The following is a 20,752-nucleotide window of genomic DNA, read 5'->3' as shown; positions in this document are numbered from 1 at the left end:
TGGGGCCGCCGCCGGAATGTGGAGTGTGGTTCACGTAAAGGAGCGAAGCATGGGTACCTCGGCAGCAGGTGGTGTGACCAACACGGGCGACGTGCAGAAGCAGGCCGACGACCTGACCAAGACGCAGCTCGAACTGACGAAGATCAACTTCCAGGTTCAGCAATCGACTGCGACGTTCGAAACCAGCAACGCAGTGACCGCGCAGGAGGGGACGGCGAATGCCCAGGTTGCGCAACACCTGAGTTCCGCCGGCCGCGCGTGACGCCGGTCGCCGGCCGTGCCGCGCGACGCCGGATGCCGGGGCCGCCCGTGACGGGCGCCCGGTGTGGCGTGGGTGCGTGCCGGCCGGCCCGTTCCCGGCTCTGCCGGTCAAGGAGGACACGATCATGTCGGTAACAGGCGTAGGCGCGGCGCCGCCGGGCGCAGCCGCGCTCGCGAGCGCCGCGCAGCAAACGGGTGCGACGTCCGATCCGGCGCAGGTGCGCCAGTTCGATGCGCTGATGCAGCCCGGCGCGTCGCCGGCCACCGCACCGTCTTCGTCGGGCGTCGCGATGTCGCGCGCGCCGGTGGATGCGGCGCCGGCCGTGCAGATGACGCCCGCGCAGGCGAACCAGTCATCGCTCGTCGAGCGGTTGCGCACGTACGGCAACGATCTCGACGCGCGATACGCGAACATCGACAAGCACCGCAGCGAGATGCTGACGTCGATGGCGGACAGCCGCAGCGATCCGCTGATGACGATGGTGAAGGCGATGGATTTCCAGTGGACGGCAACCACCACGATTTCGGAATACCAGTTGAGCCTGTCGGTTGCGCAGGCGGCGAACGGCTTCACGCATACGGTGCTGAAGACGCAGGAGTGAAAGCGCGCGTGGCGGCCATGCGCCTTCACGCGCCCTGAAGCGGACAAACGATGACGACGATCGATTCGACGCCGCGCACGCATGCGTGGCGCAGCCGGGCGGCGCGCGCGCTGCTCGCGGGGCTGCTCGTGCTGTTGGCCGGGTGCCAGAAGGAGCTGTACTCGGGCCTGTCGGAGCGCGACGCGAACCAGATGGTCGCGGTGCTCGGCGACGCGGGCATCAGCGCGTCGAAGGACAACGACGCGCGCGACACGTCGGACCGCAACGCGTGGCTCGTGAGCGTCGCGGACGGCGACATGCAGGCGGCGCTCACGGTATTGCAGGCGAACGGGCTGCCGAAGCCGAGCTACGCGAGCCTCGGCGAGCTGTTCCAGAAGCAGGGTCTCGTATCGACGCCGGCCGAGGAGCGCGTGCGCTACCTGTACGGCGTGTCGCAGGATCTGTCGCGCACGCTGCAGGACATCGAGGGCGTGGTGGTCGCGCGCGTGCAGGTCGTGATTCCGGAGAACGATCCGCTCGCGGACAAGATCAAGCCGTCGTCGGCCGCGGTGTACATCCGTTACCGGCAGGGCGTCGATCTGCGCGCGATGGCGCCGATGGTCAAGGATCTCGTCGCGCACAGCATCGAGGGGCTGCAGTACGACAACGTGTCGCTGTTCCTGCAGCCGGCCGCCGCACGTGCGACGCGCGTGGACGGAATCGGCAGCGCGGTGTCGGACATCCTGCGATTGCGCTCGCCGCTCGGCTGGCTCGTGTTCGCGCTGATCCTGCTGACCTGCGCGGTGATCGCGCTGTCGGCCGCCCGGCGCGGGATGTTCGGTGCGCGGCTCGCGGGCCTGCTCGGCGCGCCGCGCGGCGCGAACGGGGGCGGCGGCGCGGCCGCGCAGCAGGCAGGCGGCGGGCTGCGTACGCCGGACGGCGCGCGCGACGGCGCATGAGCGATCCGCACGCGCTGGCGTCAGGCGATGCGGCCGAGGCGGCGCTGCTGCCGTGGCTGCAGCCGCTTGCGCCGCCGCCCGCCGCGCGCGCTGCCGCGTTTCATGCGCTGGTCTGCGACTTCAACCTGCGGCCCGACCGCTATCTGCACGTGACGCGCGTGCCGGCCGAGTGGCCCGCGCGCTACCGTTCGCCGGACGCGTTCGGCGCGGCCGGCCGCAAGCTGCTGGCGCGCCATCTGCTCGACATCAACGGCGTGGCCGACCGCCACGACTTCGCCGTAGCGAATCCGTGCGCGCGGCTCGCGCTGCTGCCGGGCGCGGCGCTCGAGCAACTGGCCGCGTATGCGGGGCTGCTGCTGCATCGCGCATGGCTGCGCGACGCGCTGGCCGGGCGGCGCATCCGCGCGGAAGTCGCGGCGCGGCTCGGCGGCGATGCGCTCGAACTCGCGCTCGAACGCGCGCCGGAATTCGGCGCGCTCGCCGAAACGCTCGAACCGTGGCGTGCCGATCCCGCCGCGCTGCCGGCCGTGATCCGCGCGCGCGGCGGCCGGCTGCTCGCGGATTTCATCGGCGTGGCCGGCGACGCGGTGGCGCGGCGCGTGCGCCTGAAATTCAACCGCGCGATCGACGACGAAGCGCCGTACTGGCTGAACCGCGCGCAGCGCGACCAGTTCGGCGAACTGATGTTCCTGTTTCTGATTCCCGAGAGGCTCGCGTCATGGGACTGGCTTTTCTGATCACGAGCGACAACCTGCAACTGCTGTCGGAGCGCAAGGTGCTCAAGGAGCGCGAATACGCGGCGCTGCTCGACGCGTCGGCGGTGATCGCGACCGCGCATGAAGAGGCGGCGCGCATCGTCGCCGACGCGCAGCGCGAATTCGACAAGCGCCAGGCGGCCGGCTACGACGAAGGCATGCGCCGCGCGCAGCGCGAGCAGGCCGCGCAGGCGTACACGCAGGCGCTCGCCGCCACGCGCACGATGGAGACGATGAAGGACGCGATGGCCGATATCGTCGTGAAAGCCGTGCGCGCGATCGTCGGCGAGATGAGCACGCAGAAGCTGTACGAGGCCGCGCTCGCGCGGATCGCGCCGCTCGTGCGCGACGAGGCGTTCCTGATCGTGCGCGTCGCGCCCGGCCGCACGGAGGAGATGCGCGACGCGCTCGGCGGCGCATTCGCGGGGCAGTCGAACCGGCAGAAGATCCGCATCGTCGAGGACGCGCAGCTCGAACGCCACGCATGCACGGTCGAGACGCCGTCCGGGCGCATCGACGCGAGCCTCGACCTGCAGATCGACGCGTTGCGTCAGGCGATCCGCCGCGACGCGCTGAAGGGCGCCGCGCGATGAACGCGCCGCTCGACGATACGCAGCCGTTCGGCAGCGGCGACGACGACGGCGTGCCGTTCGATCGCGGCCGCCTCGTCGGCGAGCTCGACGCGGGGCTCGCGTTTTTCTCGCCGGTGTCGGTGCAGGGCCGCGTCAATCACGCGGTCGGGCAGATATTGAATGCGACGGGCATTCGAGCGCGGCTCGGCGAAATCTGCGAGCTGCGCACGCCGAACCAGCCGACGCTGCTCGCGGAGGTGGTCGGCTTCTCGCGGCAGACGACGCTGCTGACGCCGCTCGGCGACGTGGCGGGACTGTCGCCGGAGACGACCGTCGTGCCGTCCGGGCGCGAGCATGTATTTCCGGTGGGCGAAGGGCTGTTCGGCCGCGTGCTCGACGGACTCGGCCGGCCGCTCGACGATCGCGGGCCGGTGACGGGTGCCGCGTGGGTGTCGACGCAGCAGGATCCGCCGAACCCGCTCGCGCGCAAGATGATCGACACGCCGTTTCCGACCGGCGTGCGCGTGATCGACGGCCTGATGACGCTCGGCATCGGGCAGCGCGTCGGCATCTTCGCGCCGTCGGGCGTGGGCAAGAGCACGCTGCTCGGGATGATCGCGCGCGGCGCGCAGGCCGACGTGAACGTGATCGCGCTGGTCGGCGAACGCGGCCGCGAGGTGCGCGAATTCATCGAGCACAGCCTGTCGCCCGAGGTGCGCGCGCGATCGATCGTCGTCGTGTCGACGTCGGATCGCCCGGCGATGGAGCGCGTGAAATCCGCGCTGGTCGCGACCGCGATCGCCGAGCACTTCCGCGATGCGGGCAAGCGCGTGCTGCTGCTGGTCGATTCGCTGACGCGATTCGCACGCGCGCAGCGCGAGGTCGGCCTCGCGAGCGGCGAGCCGCCGACGCGGCGCAGCTTTCCGCCGTCGACCTTCGCGGTGCTGCCGCGCCTGCTCGAACGCGCGGGGCAGGGCGCGCACGGATCGATCACCGCGCTCTATACGGTGCTCGTCGAAGGCGACGAGGAGTCGGACCCGATCGCCGAGGAAGTGCGCTCGATCCTCGACGGCCATATCGTGCTGTCGCGCAAGATCGCGCTCGCGAACCGCTATCCGGCGATCGACGTGCTCGCGAGCCTGTCGCGCGTGATGCCGCTCGTCGCGAGCCGCGCGCACCAGCATGCGGCCGCGCGCGTGCGCGAGCTGATCGCGACGTACCAGGAAATCGAGCTGCTCGTGCAGATCGGCGAGTATCGCGAAGGCAGCGACCGGCTTGGCGATCTCGCGCTGCGCGCACGCGATGCGATCGGCGCGTTCTGCGCGCAGGCGTCGGACGAGGACGTGCGCTTCGACACGCTGCTCGCGAAGCTGACGAAGCTGGCGAACGATCATGTCTGAAGCCGACGACCGCCTCGTGCTCGCGACGCTCGCCCGCCTCAAGCGCGTGCGCGAGATGCGCAGCCAGATCGCGCGCGTCGCGGCCGCGCGCCAGCAGGGCATTGCCGCGCAGAGCCGGCGCGCGCTGGCGGCCGCGCAGGCGCAGCTCGCGCAGCAGGTCGCGGCGAAGGCGGCGATCCAGGCGCGCCTGGCCGACGACGTGCGCGAAGCGCGTGCGTTGCAGAACGCGGCGGCCGATACGCGCACGTTCGACCGCCATATCGGCACCGCGAGCGCGTCGGTGAGCGAGGCCGCGCACGTGCATCGCGGTCACGAGGCGACGCTCGCCGACCTGCAGCGCGCCGCGCGCAAGGCGAAGGCCGCCGAGGACAAGCTGGAGAAGGCCGGCGAGAAGGCGCTGCACGCGCGCGCCGCGCGGGTCGAGCGCGACGCCGATGAAGTCGCGGACGGCTACGCGGTGCGGCGCTTCGCGACGGGCGGCACCTGGGTGGCCGGCGCGGGCGATGCGTCGGGCCATGCGTCCACGCCGCCGGAGGCTGCCGCCGCGTTCGATGCGGCAATGACCGAAACGGAAACGGGCGCCGATAGCGCCGCAGAAGCCGACGCCGAAGCGGGCGCCGCGCCCGACGATCCCGCCCCGCCCGCCGCCGCGGAGCGCCGATGCTAGACCAGGCCGCGGGCTTCAACGACGTCGCCGGCATGCTGCGGCCGCTGCTCTACGTGATGCCGCGCCTGCTGCCGATCATGTTCGTCGTGCCGGTGTTCAACGAACAGATCGTCACGGGCCTCGTGCGCAACGGGATCGCGGTCGTGATCGCGGCGTTCGTCGCGCCGACGATCGATGCCGCGCAGGTGGCCGCGCTGCCGTTCCTGATGTGGTGCGTGCTCGTCGCGAAGGAGGCGATGGTCGGCATGCTGCTCGCGGGCGCGTTCAGCGCGGTGCTGTTCGCGATCCAGGGCGTCGGCTACCTGATCGACTTCCAGACCGGCAGCGGCAGCGCCGCCTTCTTCGATCCGATGGGCGGGCACGAGGGCGGCCCGACCTCGGGATTCCTGAATTTCGTCGCGATCGCGCTGTTCGTCACGGCGGGCGGGTTGCAGGTGCTCGTGCAACTGTTCGCGCAGTCGTACGCATGGTGGCCGATCGGCTCGCTCGGCCCCGATTTCTCGTCGATGCTGCAGACCTTCATCGTGCGGCAGACCGACACGATCTTCGAATGGATGGTGAAGCTCGCCGCGCCGGTCACGATCGTGCTGGTGCTCGTCGAGCTCGGCATCGGCCTGGTCGGCCGCGCGGTGCCGCAGCTCAACATCTTCGTGTTCTCTCAGCCGCTGAAGAGCGCGCTCGCGGTGCTGATGATGATCCTGTTCCTGCCGGTGGTGTACGCGTCGCTGCATTCGCTGCTGAGCCCCGACAGCGGATTGATGGCGTTGCTGCGCGCGCTGTTCGCCGCGCACGGCGGCGGCTGAGCGCGCCGGAGCCGACATGGCCGAAAAGGACCAGAAACCGACCGCGAAACGCTTGCGCGAGGCGCGCGAGAAAGGCGACGTGCCGAAGAGCGCGGAAACGGTTTCGTCCGCGTTCTTCGTCGGCGTGTGCGTGGCACTCGCGGTGGGCATCGGCTCGCTGTTCGCGCGATTGCAGGCGCTGTTCCGGCTCGTGTTCGACGCGGTCGGCGCGGCCGATCCGTCCGCGCGGCTCGCGGTGCTGATCGATGGCGCCGCGCGCGACTGGGCGACGCTGTCCGCGCAGATCGCCGCCGCCGGCCTGCTGGCCGGATTGCTCGCGGGCTTCGTGCAGGTGGGCGGCGTGATGGCGTGGAGCCGCCTCGTGCCGCAATTGTCGCGGCTCAATCCGGCCGAGGGGATGAAGAACCTGTGGTCGCTGCGCAATCTCGTCAACCTCGCGAAGATGCTGCTGAAGACGGCGCTGCTCGTCGCGACGCTCGGCTGGCTGATCGTCGAGTCGCTCGACCCGTCCGTGCAGTCGGGCTTCACGCGGCCGGTCTCGATCCTCGCGCTGATCGTGAAGCTGCTGATGCTGCTGTTCGGCTGGGCGGCGCTGATCTACATCGTGATGGCGCTGATCGACATCGTGCACCAGCGGCACGAGTTCAACCAGAAGATGAAGATGTCGATCGACGAAGTGCGGCGCGAGCACAAGGAGGACGAAGGCGATCCGCACATCCAGGCGAAGCGCCGCCAGCTCGCGCGCGAAGTGCAGTTCGCGTCGCTGCCCGACCGGATCGGCTATGCATCGGTGGTCGTCTATTCGCCGCGTGTCGCGGTCGCGCTCTACTACGGCGGGATCGGCTCGCTGCCATGGGTGCTCGCGCGCGGCGAGGGCGACGCGGCCGAGCGGATCGTGCGGCTGGCCCGCGACGCGCTGCGCCCGACGCTCGCGAACGTCGGGCTCGCGCAGGCGCTGTACGAGACGACGCCCGAGAACGGCACGATCCAGCCGCAGCATTTCCGCGAGGTCGCTCAGTTGCTGAAATGGGCGACCGGCGCGGGTTGACGCAGGGCAGCATCCCCGTCGGCATGCGGCCCTTTTTTCGATTCGCCAGTATCCCCCGGGCGACCGGCCGATTCGATATGGCCCCGTCGCGCCGCCATGTGCACACGGCGCTTGACGCCTATTTTTTTCCGAATTCCGCCAACATTCACTGGTGAATTATTGCTGATTTATTTCTTCGTAATATGGCTCGACCGTCATGCCCGACGGCGGGCCGCGAGGTTGCGCCGCGCGTGACGGAACAGGTCAACAGGGGCAGACAAATCAATGTGCGGAATCGACGGCTTTCTGAATAGCGTCGCCTTCGATGAGGAGACAGCGCGCGACACGCTCGCGCGAATGACGGCGAGCCTCGCGCATCGCGGGCCGGACGGGCAGGGCATCTGGGTCGACCCGGAAGCCGGCATCGCGCTCGGCCACCGGCGGCTCGCGATCGTCGATCTGTCGGTGCACGGCCGGCAGCCGATGGCTTCCGCGTGCGGCCGCTATGTCCTCGTCTTCAACGGCGAAATCTACAACCATCGCGAACTGCGCGCGGAGCTCGAGCGCGCGGGGCGCGCACCGGCGTGGCGCGGCCACTCCGACAGCGAGGTGCTGATCGCGGCGATCGTCGCGTGGGGCGTCGAGGCCACGTTGCGGCGCGCGACCGGCATGTTCGCGTTCGCGCTGTGGAATCGCGCGTCGCGGGTGCTGACGCTCGCACGCGACCGGATCGGCGAGAAGCCGCTCTACTACGGCCGGGTCGGCGACGCGCTCGTGTTCGCGTCCGAGCTGAAGGCGCTGCGCGGCTATCCGGGCTTCGACGGCGCGGTCGACCGCGACGCGCTGTGCCTGTACTTGCGCCAGTCGAGCGTGCCCGCGCCTTACACGATCTATCGCGGCATCCGCAAGCTGCCGCCCGGCACGTACATCCAGTTCGAACATGCGCGAGACACGCCGCGCGTGCGGGCGTACTGGACGCTCGAACAGGCGATCGAGGCGGGCCGCGCGCAGCCGTTCGAGGGCAGCCCCGACGAAGCCGTCGGCGAGCTCGACACGGTCCTGCGCCAGGCCGTCGCGCGGCAGATGGAAGCCGACGTGCCGCTCGGCGCGTTCCTGTCGGGCGGCATCGATTCGTCGACGATCGTCGCGCTGATGCAGGCGCAATCGGCGACGCCGGTCGACACGTTCACGATCGGCTTTCACGAGGCCGGCTATGACGAAGCCGGTTACGCGAAGGCCGTCGCGCGCCATCTCGGCACGCGCCATACCGAGCTTTACGTGACGGCCGACCATGCGCTCGGCGTCGTGCCGAAGCTGCCGTCGATCTACGACGAGCCGTTCTCCGATGCGTCGCAGATCCCGACCTTTCTCGTCTCCGAACTGACGCGCCGGCACGTGACGGTGAGCCTGTCCGGCGACGGCGGCGACGAGCTGTTCGGCGGCTATACGCGCTACTTCCTCACGCCGCGCCTGTGGCGCAAGCTGCATCGCGTGCCGGCCGTCGTGCGCGCGCGGATCGCCGCCGCGTTGCATGCGCTGCGGCCCGATCATGCGGACCAGCTCGCGGCCGTCGCGCAGGGCGCGTGGGGCGGCGGCGTGGAGGCGCGCGAATCGTCGTCGCGCATCGGCGATCGCCTGCACAAGCTCGGCCATGTGATGACGGCGGAGAGCCGCATCGGGCTGTACCGGCTGCTGATGTCGTCGGTGCATCATCCCGAGCGTATCGCGTTGGCGGGGCAGGAGCCGCCGACGCCGCTCGACACGGTGTCCGCGTGGCCGGCGCACCTGAGCTTCGCCGAGCAGGCGATGGCGATCGACACGCTCACGTACCTGCCGACCGACATTCTCGCGAAGGTCGATCGCGCGGCGATGGCCGTGAGCCTCGAGACGCGCATGCCGTTCCTCGACCATCACGTCGTCGAATTCGCGTGGCGCGTGCCGGCATCGGTGCGCTTGCCGGAAGGGCAGTCGAAGGCGCTGCTGCGCCGGCTGCTCGACCGGTACGTGCCGTCCGCGCTGATCGACCGGCCGAAGCAGGGCTTCTGCGCGCCCGTCGACCATTGGCTGCGCGGCGCGCTGCGCGACTGGGCCGAGGCGCTGCTGCGGCCGTCGCGCTTGCGCGACGAAGGCTTCTTCGATGCGGCGGCGATCGAGCGGCTGTGGCGCCAGCACCAGACGGGCCGGATGAACTGGCAGCACCCGTTGTGGACGGTGCTGATGTTCCAGGCGTGGCTGGAGGCGCAGCGCGCGGGGTGACGGCAGGGTCGCGCCCGCCGCACGTGACGCGCGGCGGGCCGGCCCTCATCCGACCACCAGCGGCGTGCCGATCGGCAGGTGCGCGGGATCGCGCGCGGCCGACGGATTGAGCTGCAGGATCTCGTTGAGCGCACGCGCATCCTGCTCGCCGCGCGTCATCGCCTGCTGGTCGGCGCGCGACACGTGCGCGGCATCGAGCAGCGACTGGCGATGCTGGTCCGCGATCACCCACAGCGAATCGCCGTCGACGACGATATAGGGCTGCGCGGCGTTCGACGGCGAAGGCGGGTTCGACGGCGTGCCTGGCGGCGACGGTTGCGGTTGGGACGGCGTGGCGCTCGCCGACGGCGATGGCGGGGCACTCGGCTGCGGCGCATGCGTGACGGGCGCTGGCTGCCCCGGCGTGGCGGACGGCGACGGCGCGACGGCGTGCTGGGTCGAGCCGCCGCCCGGCTGCTGCGTGCCGGATGGCGGCGGCTTGCCGTCGTCGTCCTCGAACGCGGTGTAGATCCACTTGCCGACGTAGATCAGAATCGGCGCGATCATGAGCGAAGTCGGGATCGAGCCGGTGAGCCGCTTCGGCAGGTTCGGGAAGTGCGTATCGATACGCGCGAGTGCGAGCAGCGTCGCGGACGACAGCGACGAAATCGCGATCGGCAAGTCCGAGTGGATCGCGGGATGCGGGCCGACGAACGGCGCGATCGCGCCGCCGGCGATGCTCGCGAGATCCGACATCAGGTCGATGCCGCGCACGACGCGGCTGCGCCGCTCGATGCTCAGGTGTGCGAAAGCACTGCCCTGCACGAGGCCGGTGTACGTGATGCCGAGCAGCGCGCCGGCCGCGCCCAGCGCGGGCACCACCGACGGATTCTGCAGCAGCGCATGCAGCGACAGCTCGCCGAGGCTCGCATAGCCGGCGATCGCGGCGGCCCGTCCGGCCTTGCCCATGAAGCGGCGCGGATTCCCGTAATGCAGCTGCTGGATCGAGGTGCCCGCGAGCACGCCCTGCATCTGCTGGAGCATGTCGTTGGCGATCATCTTCGTGTACTCGAGCGTCTTGTCCGCGGGCAGCGATGCGGCCTTGTGCAATGCCAGCTGGAGATGGATCTTCGCGCGCGCGCTTTCCGCGAGCAGGATCAGCGACGCGTTGCGTTGCTCGGCATGCATCTGGTGTGCATCGAGCTGATTGTTCAGGCCGTCGACGAAGCGGTCGATCACGCGGTCGAATAGCCGCGGGTCGCCGCTTTGCAGCGCGCGCACGGTGTCCTGGTGCACGGCCTGCACGAGCCGGCCGGTCCGCACGCCGACGAACGCCGCGTTCGCGGCCTGCTTGAATTTGTCCGGCGTCAGGCCGAAGTGATGGACCGCGAAGCCGGCCGCCGCGCCGATGGCGATCGACATCAGGTTCTTGCCGTTCAGCAGCGCGGCGATCCAGCTGTCCGGCTGATGCAGGCGCAGCGCATGCAGTTCCGCGGCCGCGGCGAGCGGATCGTCGGGACGCATCGGTTCGTTCGTCTGCGCGCTGACGAGCCGGCTTTCGCTGATCGGTTGCGTATCGGCGGCGACGAGGGCCGGCGCGAGGACGGCTTCGCGCCAGGCCTGCAGGGGCTCGACGCCGGTGCCGCCGCCGTCCGTCGTGACGAGCTGTTCGGGCGCCGCGAGCCGCGCGCCGACGTCGGCGAGCCACCGTTCGGTGAACATCCGGGCGGCATCGCTGGCCGCGGGCGCACGGCGCGGGTCGGCGGCCCATTGGTCGACCGCGAAGCGCGACGTCGCATAGCGGGCGCGATGCAGCAGTTGCGAGGTGTTGCCTTCGTACAGTTGCTGGCGCAACGCCGCGATCCGCGCAGGCGACATGCCGCGCGCCCGGCCGATGCGGTCGACTTCCGCGAGCAGCAGGCTGTGCTGGTTCATCAGCGTCGTGCGGTCGACGCGATCGTACACGCGTGTCAGCGCGTCGGCACCGTGCAGCCGTGCGAGCGTCGGGTCGTTCGCCCGGGCGCGCTCGACGAGCAGCGTCGCGAGCGCGGTCGTCAGCTCCTGGTTCGCGACGAAGTCCGAGCCATGCGTCGCGTACGACAGCCCGACATGAACCCACGGCAGCGCCGGATGGTCGAGCAGCGATTTCGCGAGCTCCAGATGGCTCGCGCCGGATGCGGGCTCCGGCACGGTGTCCCAGCCGTGGAACGTCACCATCACGTGCGGCGCCGGCTGGCCGAGGTGCTTCCGGTTCCACGATTCGAGCAGCGCGCCGAGCCGCGCGTGGTCGTGATAGCCGGTGTTGGGGCCGGGCTGGTGCCGGTGGTCGACGGACGACACCAGCGCCCGCGCCGGCGCCATTTCGAAGCGCAGCAGGAAACCGGCCTTCGACGACGCGTCGAGCCAGTCGTGCACGTATTTCTCGGCCAGATCGTCGATACGCATCGACTTGCCGTTCGCGCCGGCGATCGTGCCGGTCCAGTAGTCGATCGTCGCGTCCCGGTGGTCGCCGATCGACTTCGCGTCGTGCACGACGGCGGGGTCGTGCTTCGCGCCGCGCGTGGCCGCGAGCGTGTGCGGATCGATCACGACCGTCACGGCCGCCATCACGCCGCCGTGCCGTTCGATCTGCGCGACGAACGTCGCGGGATCGTCGGAAAGCCGGAACGCGCGGCTCATCGGCACGACGCGCTGCTGGTACGCGGGATCGGCGGCGAGGAGCCGGCGGCGCAGCGCGCGATCGGTCGCGAGCGCGGTGCTGAAACGGCTCAGCACCTTTTTTCTGAGCGGAATCGGCGCATAGCGCGAGCCGCCGCCCGACCAGTCTCGCGCGACGTACAGCGGCATGCCGGTGTCGCGCAACGCCTGTGCGTCGGCCATGATCGCCGGCGGTACGCCGTCGACCGCATCGTCCACTTCGAGCGGCGAGGCGCGCGGATCGCGCGCGTGCTGCACGAGCGCATCGATCCGGTCGTAGTGCGCGAGCAGGGCCGACGCGTTGCCGTCGCCATAGCGCTGCAGCGATTCGACCTGCGTCGTGCTGACGAGCGACGGTTGATAGGTCCGCACGTCGAGCACCGGATGGGCCGATGCCGCCTGCCCGTTGCGCGCGGCCGCGGCGTTCGCGCGGCGGATCGCCTGCAGCGCCGCGTTGCGTTGCGACCGCAGCCGCCGCGCCTCGGCCGCGCCCCAGTTGCGCCGCGCGTCGGACGTTTCCGGCGACGGGTCCTTGGCGAGTGCGTCGACGTCCGCGAGGCGGGTCTCGAGCGTCTTGAGCCGCGTGCCGCGCGCGTGTTCCGCCAGCGCATCCGGCGCGAGTTCGGTCAGCAGCAGATGGGTGTCGCCGCCGTACGGGCCGCCGCCGATCGGCGACGCTTCGAGCGGTACGCCCGGGCTGTCCGGTTTGCGCCAGTTGTCGTGCCACGTCAGTTCGCCTTCCGCGTTGGCCGTGATCACCGCGCGCGGCTTGCCGAGCCGGTACGCGATGCGGTCGCCGCCGCCATACACGTAGATGAAATGCTTGCCGGGCACGAGGCCGCGCGCTTTCGCGAGACCGAGCAGGTGCACGATGTTGTGGCCGCTGAAATCCAGCGCATGACCGGACGCCGAGGGCAGCAGGCCGGCTTCGAACGTGCGGGGCGCCGGCGCCAGCGCGGTGGTCGGGCGCGTGCCGCCGGCCGGTAGCGGGCGCGTCGCGGGCGACGCGCGGCCGAGCGTCGCGATCGCGCGGGCGCGGCGCAGCGCGATCGCGGCGCCCGCCCCGGTCAGCGACGCGAAGCGGCGCCGCAGGCCGTGCACGCCGCTGATCGCGACATGGCCGCCGTATTGAAGGCCGCGGCGCGGCAGGACTTCGGTCTTGTCCTTCTTCGGTGGCCGCGGCGCGTCGAAGCGGTCGCCGACCCGCGCCAGCATGGCCGGCTCGACGCTGCTGACGAAGAACGTCATCCCACGCGTGCGTGCGCGCGTGAGCGGCACGCTGTGCAGCTTGCCGTTCGGCCGCAACCGGATGCGTCCGCGTTGCGGGTATGCGGCGGCGAGCGGACGCTCCTTCACATGGGTCTGCGCGTGCGGTGCGTTTTCCTGGTATTGCCAGACGCCGGTGGCCGAGTCGTAGCGCGCATGACCGGCGATCTTGCCGGTCGCCTTGTCGACGACGTAGATCGTATCGGCGTGGCCGGCCGTCGCGACGGCCTGCTTCGCGCGTGCGAAATGCCGCGCCTTCGACAGCGCGTCGATCGCATCGACGTACGCATCGCGCACGCGGCCGTTGCGCGTGAATTCGACCGTCTCGCCTTCGCGCGCGGGTTTGATCTTCGCCGGGCCGCCGAGCGCGGCCAGTTCGCGATGCGTGACGGGCGACGCATGGAAATCGAACGCGCGGCGCGCGGCGGCGGTGCCGGTCGGATCGCTGCGTTCCATCGCGCTCGACAGCGCCAGCTTCAGCGCCTGCCGTTCCTCGGCGTTCAGCGCGTTGCCGAGAAAGCGCAGGCGGAGGATCGCGCCGTTCGCATCGACGTGCGCCGTCGCGACGAACGTCGGTGGCGCGTCGGGCGTCGGCTTGCCGGCGCGCGCGATCAGCAGGGCCGTGTCGGTGCCGGTCTGCTGCACCAGGTGCCCGAGCGTGGGCGCGTGCCGGCCTTCGGCGCGCGTCAGCGTGCGCATGTCGCGCTCGTCGAGCCACGCGCGCGCGTGCTTCATCGCGTCGCCGTCGACCGCATGGCGGCCGCGCGCCGGCGCGGCGAGCCGTGCCGCGACGGGGCGGCCGGCGGCCGAGCGAACCTGTGCGCCGTAGTAGTCGCGATAGGTCGGATTGCCGGGCGTCGACGTGTGCACGTCGCCGAACGTATCCGCGAGGGCGTCGAGCGCGGCCGGGTCGCGGCTCGTCAGCGCATGCTCGGTCGCCCGGGCGAGCGCGTCGGGCAGCTTCGCGTGGGCCGCGATGTCGGGCCCGCCGGCGGCGAGGATTTCGTTGCGTATCGTGTACGCGTTGACCTCCGCGCGCGCATCCGACTTCAGCAGCGCGGCCACCGCGGCTTCGGGGCTGGCGTGTTCGGCGGCCAGCGCGCCGGTCGCGAGATCGACGCTGTGCTGCAGTTCGTGGCCCCACACGAACACGAGCGTGCCGGCGCGGCGCGTATTCCCGTCGAGCACGATCGTGCGTGTCTGCGCATCGGCGTAATGGCCGCCGCCCGGCGTGCCGACGCGGATCGTCCAGCCGTCGCTGCGGGCCAGCCGCATCTGCGCGCGGAAGGTCGGCGACTGCCGCGCGATCGCATGCGCGCGCATCAGCAGCACGCGGCCGCGGAACCGCTGCACGACGCGCCCGAGCATGCCCGGGCGTTGTGCGTACGCACCGCTTTCGGCATACGCGGGATGGGCGAGGCGAATGCGGCCCGTCGCGATGCCACGCTGGATCGTGTCGATGACCCCGTCGATCCGCTCGACGACGTCGCCTTCCGGGTCCGCCTTGTGCATGACCTGGCCGGGATCGTGCAGCAGCACTTCGCCATGACGGCCGAACAGCACCTGGAAGTCGTACAGCAACCCGTGCTGTTGCGTGACGTTGCGAATGTTCACCAGATCGCCGAGACCGCTGCGCCGGACCACGCCGGGCAGGCCGAGCCCTTTCTCCATCGCGGCGCTGCTCAGAAGGGCGGCCGGCTTGTACACGACACCGACCCGGCCCAGGTGCGAGAACGGGCCGTCGACCGTGCTGACGGGCAGGCCGAGCCGTTTCAGTTCGCGCAGGCCGCCCTGTTCGGCGCCGATTTCCTCATGCGCGACTTCCACGCCGTCCGGCGACGTGTCGCGGAAGAAGCCGATGGCCTGGCCCGTGCCGCCGTCGAATACCGTCTTGTAGAGCCCGGAGCCGACGAGCGGGCCGAGATGGTCGGCGGGGTCGACGGGGCGCGCCGGGTCGCCGGCGACGTGCAGCCGGCCGCCGGTGACCGACAGCTCGCCGAGCGCCGGTTGCGTGTAAGCGGCCGGCACGTAGCGATTCATGCCCGACAGATCGGTCAGGCTGCCGCCTGCGCCGACGGCGTCCGGATGCACCGCGTAGACGGGGCGTTGCCACAGATTCGCCAGTTGCGCGGCCGCGCCTTCGTTCGCGTGCCGTGCGGCCAGGATCACCACGCGCTGGCCCGCGTACGGCGCGTCCGACAGCAGCGAGAAGCCGTGCGGATCGATCGGCCGGCCGTCGGGGCCGAGCAGCGTGCCGTCGGGCTGCGTGTCGGCGTGGACGATCGCGAGACGGTCGGCTTCATCCATCGACACGAGGCCGCGCCGCCTGAGCCCCAGCGCATCGAGCGCCGGCGTCGCGGCGCCGAACGGCGACGCGTTGCGCTCGACATGCGCACGCGACCACGCGACGCGCTGGGCCTGGATCTCGCGCATCGAGCGCGGTGCATCGTCGCGCGGCTTGTCGCGGCCCCCACGGTCGTGCGGCGGATCGCCCGCATCGCGCGGCGGCGCATCGCCGCGATTGCCGAGGTCGACATCGTAGCGGGCCTCGAACGAATTGAGCTGCCGGCTCGCCTCGGCTTCGAGCGCCTTGCGCGTATAGCGGCCGCCGGGACGCTTGCCGGCGGCGTTCGCGCGCGAACGGTCGCCGCCGAGCAGGCGCATCTGCTGGGCGAGCGTGCCCGACTGTTCGGCGAGCGCGCTGACCTGGTTCGGCAGCGGCGTGCCGCCGGCACGCATCTGCACGTCCGGGCGCTCGAGCTTCACGTCGCCGCGCTCGATCCCGCGCTCGAGCAGCGTGATCTGATCGTCGACGTCCGCCAGGGTCTGACGATACGCGTCGCTGTTGGTCTCGATCGGGCCGGGATCCGCGAGCAGCAGCCGGCCGTCGCGATACACGCCTTGCGGATCGAAATAGAGCCGGTCCTGCTGAATCGCGTCGCGCAGCGTGCGCAAGGTCTGCAGCGAATCGGGGTCGAGCGTCGTCGGCAGCAGCCCGCGCCCGGCATCGCCGGTATGCAGCCCGCCGCGCGGCTGGTACAGCACCGCGACGCGACCGGCGTGCGAAAACGGGCCGTCCATCGCGACGGTCGGGAGATCGTAGCGACGCCGCAGCAACGCGAGCGCCGCGCGCTCGGCGTCGGCACTGGCCCGCTGTTGGGCGCGCGTGCTGAAATCCTCGTAGAGGGCGACGACCGCGTCCCGGCCGAGCGCGAAGCCGCCCTTGTGCGCACCGAAGCCGAGCAGCGCGCCGAGATGCTCGTTCAGGTCCACGGGCTTGCCGCTGTCCGCGTGGAATACCTGCAGGCCGTCCGCCCGCAGTGGCCCGAGCGTGACGTCCGGATGCGGCGCGGGATCGAAGCGCAGGAAGCCGCTGGTCGCGCGGATCGTGCCGTCCGCCGCGAGCGCGCCGCGCGGTGCGACGAAAACCGGGCGGTTCCAGACGTTCGCGAGTTCGGGCGCGAGCCCGGCCTCCGCACCTTCCGCGACGAGCACGATCGGCTCGTCGAGCCGGGACGGCGCCGGCAGGCCGTGGCGCGTGTCGAGCGCGAGTTCGTGGCCGGACAACGGCGTGCCGTCCGGGCGCGTCAGGGGCGCATCCGCGCGGCCGTTGCGCACGACGAACAGCGTGCGTCCGCCGTAGCTGTGCTGCTCGACGCGCGGGCCGCCGGGCGCCACCGCGACGTCCGCATCGCGTGCGGCGAAGCCCGGCGCGAGCGGGGGCGATTCGATCGCATGGAGGACGGTCCAGGCGACGCGCTGGCGAAACGTCAGCGGTTCGAGCGGGCCGCCCGCGCCGGCTTCGGCCGGATCGGCGACCCGCCGGTACTGGATCGTCCGTGCGTCGCCGCTGCGGCGATCCGCGCGCGATGCGGTGCGCGCATCCTGGTCGTTCTCGGCGGCGCGTTCGCGTACCTGCGCGGATGAGCGGCCCGCCTGCGCGGTCGCGCGCGACGTCGCGGCGGCCGGCTCGGCGACGGCCGCCGTCGGGTCCGCTGCCGCGCGCAGCGCGGACGGGGTCGCGCGGGCCGCATTCGTGCGCGCGCCGTCGTCGTGCGGCGGCGCGGCCGGCGTCGGCGTCGCGGGTGCGGGTGTCGCGCCGCGCGGCGTGCCGACCTGGCTCGGCGCGCGCAGCTCGATGCCGTCGGACAGCGTCAGGCTGCCGTCCCGGCCGGCCGTGATGCGGCCGTCGGTGTCGTAGCGGTTGAAGCGCGTGCGCTCGAGGGTGCGCCACGAGCCGTCGACGCGCTCCGCGATCGTGATGCGGCCTTCGTGGTCGACGAACGCGGTGGTGTCGGTTTTGCCGCGTGCGCCGGTATTCACCGCATTCGCGCGGCTCAATACGCGGATCGGCACGCCTTCGTAGGTCAGCACGCGCTTGCCGACCATCAGCGTGCCGTCGCCGGCCACGGTCACGCTGCGGCCGTCGATGGTCGCGCGCGTGCGGCCGAGCCGCAGCGTGTTGGTCGCCGTGTAGCGGCTCTGGCCGATGCGCACGGTCTGGTCGCCGATCTGCACGGCCTGATTGTTCAGGTCGCGGCCGCCGAAGCCGCCGGTGCGCCGCACGATGCCGGTCGTCACGGCCTTGAGCTTCTGATGGCCTTGCGCGAGGCCGAGATTCAGGATGAACGACGACGCATCGCCGGCGAGCCGGTCCGTGTGGCCCGTCAGCGCATCGTGCACGAACTGCACGCCGGCTTCCGCCGCGCCCCCGAGACCGGTGACCGTCGTCGCGCGCCGCACGAAAGTGGCGAGCCCCTTCGAGTCGTTCAGCAGCGTGGCGATCTTGCCGACGCCGCCGACGCCGGCCGGCACCAGGTTCAGGTAATCGGCGCGCGCTTCCGCATCGAGCGGACTGATGGTGCGATCGTGCTGGATGCGATTGGCGAGGTCGTAGCCGGAGTTCGCGACGGCCGCCGCCGCCGACGTGTAGATCAGCCCGGTGCCGGCCGCATTGAGCGCGACGCCGAGCGGCGCGCCGAACACGGTCGCATCGAGCAGGCCGCCGCCGACTTCGAGCGCGATCCCGCCGAGCAGCATCCCGAGGTTCACGTCGCCGGCGCCGAACGTGTGCATCACGCTTTCCCACCAGCTGTCGTCGTGCGCGGTGTCGTGCCGGTCGATCCGTGCGGCGCCGTTCGCGTCGTAGCCGGTCGCGATGTCGAGCGTGCCGTCCGACGACAGCGAGTTGTCGTCGATGAAGTTGTCGATGCTCGAATATTTCGCGCCCTGATCGTCGACGTAATGCGTGTCGCCGTTCTCGTTCGTGACCTTGAAGATCGCGCTCGTGACGAGGCCGGCGTCCTTCGACGCATAGACGATCGGCATCACGTTGACGCGCGTGCCGGCGCCGCCGCCCACTTTCAGCAGCTCGTCGCGCACCTTGTCGATCGATTCGAGCTTCTTGCCGTCGCTGAACTGCACGGCGTGCGGGTCGTCGGTCGCGTGGTCCGGCGACAGCCCGAGCGCGACGCCGACGAGATTGCGCTGCTGCGTGTCGTCGAGCTTGCCGAAGTCGATCGTCGCGCCGTGCCGGGTGGCTTCGCCGGCCTTGTCGAGCAGCGACTGCGACAGCTCGCTGCGGTGCGCGCCGAAGAAGTCGGACAGCGCCTTCGCGTAGTCCTTCTGATCGGATTCGGTCTTCGGATTGCGCAACCGCTCGTCCAGATGCGCGTCGAATTCGTTGAACAGCACCTGCTGATGCAGCGTTTCGCCGAGCAGTTGCGCGCGCTGGACATCCTGGTTCGCCCGATCGAGTTCCGCGAGCGCATCGGCAAGCGGCTTTGCGTATTGATTGACGACGAACGGCACCGGCGCCGTCAACGGAATGTTCTTCGGGGTGCCCTGCGGCTTCGCGATGGAGAACACGCTCGGCGTCGGGCCGATGCCGTGATCGCGGTTCCACTGGTCGTACTGGGCCTGCAGCCCGTCGACCTTGATCTTCAGCTCCTGCTGCTTCGCCTGCGCATCGGCGAGCGTCTGCTTCGTCGCCCGCTCGTTGACGGACACGGTCATCCGGTCGTCGGCCTGATGCAGCGCGGACGCGATCGTTTTCAGGCCCTTGATCTCGAGCGGCGTCGGATCGTTCGCGATGCACATCGTCCGGTGGTCGTACCGATCCTGCACGCCGGCGGCGAGATCGTCGTAGTGGATCGCGAGCGCGTTGCCGTAAGCGGCGACATAGCCGTCGTGTGCGAGGCTCGCGGCATCCTTCGCCTTCCACAGCTGCGTGGCGGCGTCTTCGACGCCGAGATCGGCGCGCGGATCCATCAGCTTGATGCCGGGATGGTCGCGGCGCCATTGCGTCGCGCTCTTTTGCGTGGCGTCGTAGTGCTTCTGCTGTTCGTCGACCTGGCGATTCGCATACAGCATCTGCAAATAGCCGCCGCTCACGCGCGCGCTCGCCTGCGCGTGATTCAGCAGGTCTTTTTGCGCGGCGACCGTCGTGCTCATCACGGTCGGCCCGTACTTGCCGGACACCGCGTTGTACGTGCCCTGGATGTCGGCGACCTTCGCCGCGTCGGTGGCCGCATTCAGGCACGCGTTCGCATAGTTCGCGTCGTCGGCGCTCTGCGTCAGTTGCGTCCGCGCCTCGTCGGGCTTCAGCGCCGGCGGCACGTCGATCACGCGCTCGAGCGGCGCGAGCTGCTTGTTGATCCGCGCGATGCCGGCGTCCATCGCATCCGCGTAATCGCCGTCCGACGCATACGACTGCAACTGGGCGAGCGCGAGATTCGAGTTCGCGATGTCGGCGTTGTGCAGCGCCTTCGCTTCGGACAGCTTCGCGTCCGCCTGCTGCCACGCGTCGTAGGCCTGCTTCTGCTGCGGCGTCCAGTTGTCCTGCGACGCCTGGGTCGGATCGTCGCCGATGCCGGGAACCGCCGCTTTCAGCCGGTCGAGCGCCGCATTCGCGTCGGATTGCGCGGAGCCGGCGCGTGTCGGATCGAGCGCTTCGTTGTCGTGATCGGCCTGCTGCGCATACGCGATCATGTAGCCGGCGTCGGTCGTGACGTCGAGCTCCTTTTCCGCCTTCGCGGTGGCCTGGTGCGCGTTGTCGTAGGCGGTTTGCGCGCGGGCCAGCGCGTCCTTCGTCGTGGACGGATCGTTCTTCGCGTTCGTCAGCGCGGTCTGCTTGTCCTGCTCGTCCTGCAGCGCGTTGTCGTATTGCGTCTGCGCGCCCTGGATCGCGGTCTGCGCGGCTTTGGTCAGCGGATCGTCGACCGTGATGTCGGGCGGCTTGGGCCGGTACTGTTCGGCGAGACTCCGGATCAGCGCGGTCGCGGACGCGATTTCGGCATTGGTCGGCTTCGACGGGTCCGTATCGGGCGTGACCTGCACCGTGATCGGCGGCGGCGGGGGCGTGGCGGTCTGCTGTTTCGACGGATCGCCCGATTGCCGCGCGGCTTCGGCCGCCGCTTGCGCGCGTTCGGCTTCGAGCGTGCGCTCGAGAAACGCCATCCAGTTGGCGCCCATGCCGACGCCGTCGATATCCAGCATCAAACTCCTCCCGGTCGCGCCGTGCTCTCGAC

At 70.8% G+C, this 20,752-nt stretch carries 11 protein-coding genes; 10 read left to right on the top strand and 1 reads right to left on the bottom strand.

Annotated features, from left to right (window positions below; all coding sequences use genetic code 11):
- The first annotated feature begins 49 nt into the window (after positions 1 to 49).
- From WS89_RS21575 to asnB, 10 genes are all read left to right on the top strand, one after another.
- On the top strand, positions 50 to 262 hold the full coding sequence (locus WS89_RS21575; protein ID WP_006480857.1) for a hypothetical protein: 213 nt from the start codon (positions 50 to 52) through the stop codon (positions 260 to 262).
- A 124-nt stretch (positions 263 to 386) separates the two neighbouring features.
- Positions 387 to 863, top strand: coding sequence for a hypothetical protein (locus WS89_RS21570; protein ID WP_059793368.1), 477 nt, complete (start codon positions 387 to 389; stop codon positions 861 to 863).
- A 50-nt stretch (positions 864 to 913) separates the two neighbouring features.
- Positions 914 to 1,801: a type III secretion system inner membrane ring lipoprotein SctJ gene (sctJ, locus tag WS89_RS21565; RefSeq protein ID WP_034204428.1), complete on the top strand. Its 888-nt coding sequence runs from the start codon at positions 914 to 916 to the stop codon at positions 1,799 to 1,801.
- A complete protein-coding gene (locus WS89_RS21560) occupies positions 1,798 to 2,538 on the top strand; it encodes a SctK family type III secretion system sorting platform protein (protein ID WP_059793365.1) in 741 nt (246 codons plus the stop codon). The genes sctJ and WS89_RS21560 overlap by 4 nt, the downstream gene beginning before the upstream one ends.
- A complete protein-coding gene (gene sctL / locus WS89_RS21555; RefSeq protein ID WP_059502604.1) occupies positions 2,520 to 3,149 on the top strand; it encodes a type III secretion system stator protein SctL in 630 nt (209 codons plus the stop codon). Before WS89_RS21560 ends, sctL begins: the two co-directional genes overlap by 19 nt.
- Positions 3,146 to 4,528, top strand: coding sequence for a type III secretion system ATPase SctN (gene sctN, locus WS89_RS21550; protein ID WP_059793363.1), 1,383 nt, complete (start codon positions 3,146 to 3,148; stop codon positions 4,526 to 4,528). The genes sctL and sctN overlap by 4 nt, the downstream gene beginning before the upstream one ends.
- On the top strand, positions 4,521 to 5,195 hold the full coding sequence (locus tag WS89_RS21545) for a hypothetical protein (protein ID WP_059793362.1): 675 nt from the start codon (positions 4,521 to 4,523) through the stop codon (positions 5,193 to 5,195). Before sctN ends, WS89_RS21545 begins: the two co-directional genes overlap by 8 nt.
- Positions 5,189 to 5,998, top strand: coding sequence for a type III secretion system export apparatus subunit SctT (gene sctT / locus WS89_RS21540; protein ID WP_059502609.1), 810 nt, complete (start codon positions 5,189 to 5,191; stop codon positions 5,996 to 5,998). The genes WS89_RS21545 and sctT overlap by 7 nt, the downstream gene beginning before the upstream one ends.
- Before the next feature lie 16 nt (positions 5,999 to 6,014).
- Complete coding sequence (locus WS89_RS21535; RefSeq protein WP_059502611.1) at positions 6,015 to 7,046, top strand: EscU/YscU/HrcU family type III secretion system export apparatus switch protein; 1,032 nt, start codon at positions 6,015 to 6,017, stop codon at positions 7,044 to 7,046.
- Positions 7,047 to 7,310: 264 nt separating this feature from the next.
- Entirely contained in the window at positions 7,311 to 9,281 is a 1,971-nt protein-coding gene (asnB, locus tag WS89_RS21530) for an asparagine synthase (glutamine-hydrolyzing) (RefSeq protein WP_059793360.1), read from the top strand.
- Positions 9,282 to 9,326: 45 nt separating this feature from the next.
- Here the strand turns inward: asnB and WS89_RS34280 are convergent, their stop codons facing one another.
- The gene (locus WS89_RS34280; protein WP_059793358.1) at positions 9,327 to 20,720 is read right to left on the bottom strand and encodes an LWXIA domain-containing protein; all 11,394 of its coding nucleotides are present in this window, start codon (positions 20,718 to 20,720) and stop codon (positions 9,327 to 9,329) included.
- Positions 20,721 to 20,752 lie beyond the last annotated feature (32 nt).

This window comes from Burkholderia sp. MSMB1072 (assembly GCF_001524725.1).
Lineage (GTDB): Bacteria > Pseudomonadota > Gammaproteobacteria > Burkholderiales > Burkholderiaceae > Burkholderia.
Note: the sequence above shows the minus strand (reverse complement) of the source record. Positions and strands in the feature narration are given on the sequence as shown.

Bases quoted from the DNA above. Each gene is read 5' to 3' on its own strand.
- WS89_RS21575 (WP_006480857.1), top strand. From the start codon at position 50: ATGGGTACCTCGGCAGCAGGTGGTGTGACCAACACGGGCGACGTGCAG.
- WS89_RS21570 (WP_059793368.1), top strand. From the start codon at position 387: ATGTCGGTAACAGGCGTAGGCGCGGCGCCGCCGGGCGCAGCCGCGCTC.
- sctJ (WP_034204428.1), top strand. From the start codon at position 914: ATGACGACGATCGATTCGACGCCGCGCACGCATGCGTGGCGCAGCCGG.
- WS89_RS21560 (WP_059793365.1), top strand. From the start codon at position 1,798: ATGAGCGATCCGCACGCGCTGGCGTCAGGCGATGCGGCCGAGGCGGCG.
- sctL (WP_059502604.1), top strand. From the start codon at position 2,520: ATGGGACTGGCTTTTCTGATCACGAGCGACAACCTGCAACTGCTGTCG.
- sctN (WP_059793363.1), top strand. From the start codon at position 3,146: ATGAACGCGCCGCTCGACGATACGCAGCCGTTCGGCAGCGGCGACGAC.
- WS89_RS21545 (WP_059793362.1), top strand. From the start codon at position 4,521: ATGTCTGAAGCCGACGACCGCCTCGTGCTCGCGACGCTCGCCCGCCTC.
- sctT (WP_059502609.1), top strand. From the start codon at position 5,189: ATGCTAGACCAGGCCGCGGGCTTCAACGACGTCGCCGGCATGCTGCGG.
- WS89_RS21535 (WP_059502611.1), top strand. From the start codon at position 6,015: ATGGCCGAAAAGGACCAGAAACCGACCGCGAAACGCTTGCGCGAGGCG.
- asnB (WP_059793360.1), top strand. From the start codon at position 7,311: ATGTGCGGAATCGACGGCTTTCTGAATAGCGTCGCCTTCGATGAGGAG.
- WS89_RS34280 (WP_059793358.1), bottom strand. From the start codon at position 20,720: ATGCTGGATATCGACGGCGTCGGCATGGGCGCCAACTGGATGGCGTTT.